The sequence below is a fragment of the Paenactinomyces guangxiensis genome, from assembly GCF_016055185.1.
Classification (GTDB): Bacteria; Bacillota; Bacilli; order Thermoactinomycetales; family Thermoactinomycetaceae; genus Paenactinomyces; species Paenactinomyces guangxiensis.
In genome coordinates this window covers 1-2,450 of sequence record NZ_JAECVR010000057.1, presented here as the reverse complement: position 1 = coordinate 2,450, position 2,450 = coordinate 1, and the positions used below count along the sequence as shown (strand labels likewise).

The window sequence follows — 2,450 nt, the reverse complement described above, 5'->3', positions numbered from 1 at the left end:
AGGAAATCACAGCAGAGGAGATCCGGTCCAATACCAGCAATATCGGGCGACCGCTGCCTACTGTGAGCATGTATGTGCTGGATGGGGAACAGCAATTGCAGCCGGTGGGAATACCAGGCGAATTATACATCGGTGGAGAGGGAGTGTCCCGTGGCTATTTAAACCGGCCTGATCTGACTGAAGAACGGTTTGTGCCCAACCCGTTTGTTCCGGGGGAACGGATGTACAGAACCGGAGATCTGGTGCGCCGTCTCCCGAACGGTGAACTGGAATACCTGGGACGCATCGATGACCAGGTGAAGATCCGGGGATACCGGATTGAACTGGGGGAAATTGAAACACGGCTGCTGGAGCATCCTTCGGTGCGGGAAGCGGTGGTGACGGCCCGCCCGGATCAAGAGGGTTCCCCATCCCTATATGCCTATATGGTCTTGGACGGTTTGTGGAATGTATCGGAGATGCGGAAACATTTGATGAAAACACTGCCGGATTATATGATCCCATCGTATTTGGTTGAACTGGAAACACTACCGTTGACCACAAATGGAAAAGTGGATAAAAAAGCTTTACCTGAACCGTCAGGATATGTACAGACAGGTGTGCGATATATGGCTCCGACCAATCAGACGGAAGAAATTCTGGTCCGGATTTGGGAAGATGTGCTGGGGGTAGAGCGAGTGGGGATCCATGACAACTTCTTTGAGCTAGGCGGCCATTCTCTCAAAGCCATGATGCTATTGGCGCGAATTCATAAAGCACTGAAAGTGGAAGTCCCCTTACAGGAAGTGTTCTCCCGGCCCACGGTGGAAGAAATGGCGTCTTACATAAAGGAAGCGGATACCTGCTCGTATACAGCGATTGAACCGGTCCAGCAGCGGGATGTTTACCCTGTTTCCTCGGTCCAAAAGCGGTTATATGTAATTCAGGAATTTGAGAATGTTGGTTCCGGTTACAATATCCCTCTCATTTTAGAGGTAAATGGACCTCTCCATATAAATCGGTTGCAGAATGCCTTTGAATCCCTGGTGCAAAGGCATGAAGCGCTTCGTACTTCGTTTCATTTCATAGATGGGGAACTGGTGCAGAAAATTCATCCCCGGGTCACGTTCAACATGAGACAGATGGATAGCCAGGATGGGGAAGAAGTAAATAGCTTGATAAAGTCCCTGATTCAACCGTTTGATTTGAGTGAAGCACCCTTATTCCGCTCGTGGCTGATCCGTCTGGGGAATAAGAGGCATGTGCTGATGATAGATATGCATCATATTATTTCCGATGGCATGTCAATCAATATTTTGCTCCGGGAGCTGGTTTCCCTTTATCAAGGAAAGGATCTTTCTCCGCTTCGTATTCAGTACAAAGATTATGCAGTCTGGCAAAAAGGTTATTTACAAACAGAACGCTTGAAAGAGCAGGAAAAATATTGGTTAAGCCAGTTTTCGGGAGAATTGCCCGTTCTGGAGTTGCCCACGGATGAACCACGGCCTGTTGTCCAAAAATTTGATGGCGATGTGTTTACTTTTACGCTTAATGAGGAATTGACGCAAAAGCTGAAACAACTGGCGACGGAACAAAGAGCTACACTCTATATGACACTTCTGGCTGCCTATAATATTTTGCTTATGAAATATACGGGTCAGGAAGACGTGATTATCGGTTCGCCGATTGCCGGCCGTCCTCATACGGATTTGGAACGGCTGGTGGGGATGTTTGTCAATACCCTGGCGATCCGTAACTTTCCGAAACGAAATCAAACCTTCGCCGAGTTTTTGGCAAGTGTGAAGGAGCAGGTTTTAGGAGCTTATCAGCACGCGGACTATCCATTGGAAGACCTGGTGGAAAAACTGGATGTTCGTCGGGATTTGAGCCGGAATCCACTGTTTGACACCCTGTTTGTCATGCAAAATATGGATCTGTCGGAGCTAAAAATTCCTGGCCTCACCTTTAAGGCTTTTGACCAGGAATGGAAAACCGCTAAATTTGATCTTACCTGGGGTGTCACCGAAGGGAAAGCGCTGCAAATTGCAGTGGAATATAGTACATCCTTATTCAACAGGATGACCGTGCAAAAAATGGCGGGGCATTTTACACACATTTTAGAACAGATTATCAATCAACCGGCTATTCGTTTATCTGAGATTGAACTGGTAACGGAAACAGAGAAACAACAGTTGCTGGTGGAGTTTAATGATACGGAAGCCAATTACCCACGAGGGAAAAACATCCATCAGCTGTTTGAAGGGCAAGTGCGGAAAACACCGGATCATATGGCGGTGGTGTTTGGAGAGGAACGGCTGACCTACCGGGAGTTAAATGAACGGGCCAACCAGCTGGCCCGGGCCTTGCGGGAAAAAGGGATCAGACGCAATGAGTTTGTCGGTCTTCTGGTGGAGCGTTCAGTGGAAATGATCGTGGGAATTCTGGGAATTCTCAAAGCCGGCGGGGCTTAT

Annotated in this window: 1 protein-coding gene; it reads left to right on the top strand. The window is 48.0% G+C overall.

Annotated features, from left to right (window positions below):
• Positions 1–2,450: condensation domain-containing protein (locus I8U27_RS20300; protein ID WP_198065928.1), on the top strand; the 2,450-nt coding region annotated here is incomplete at both ends.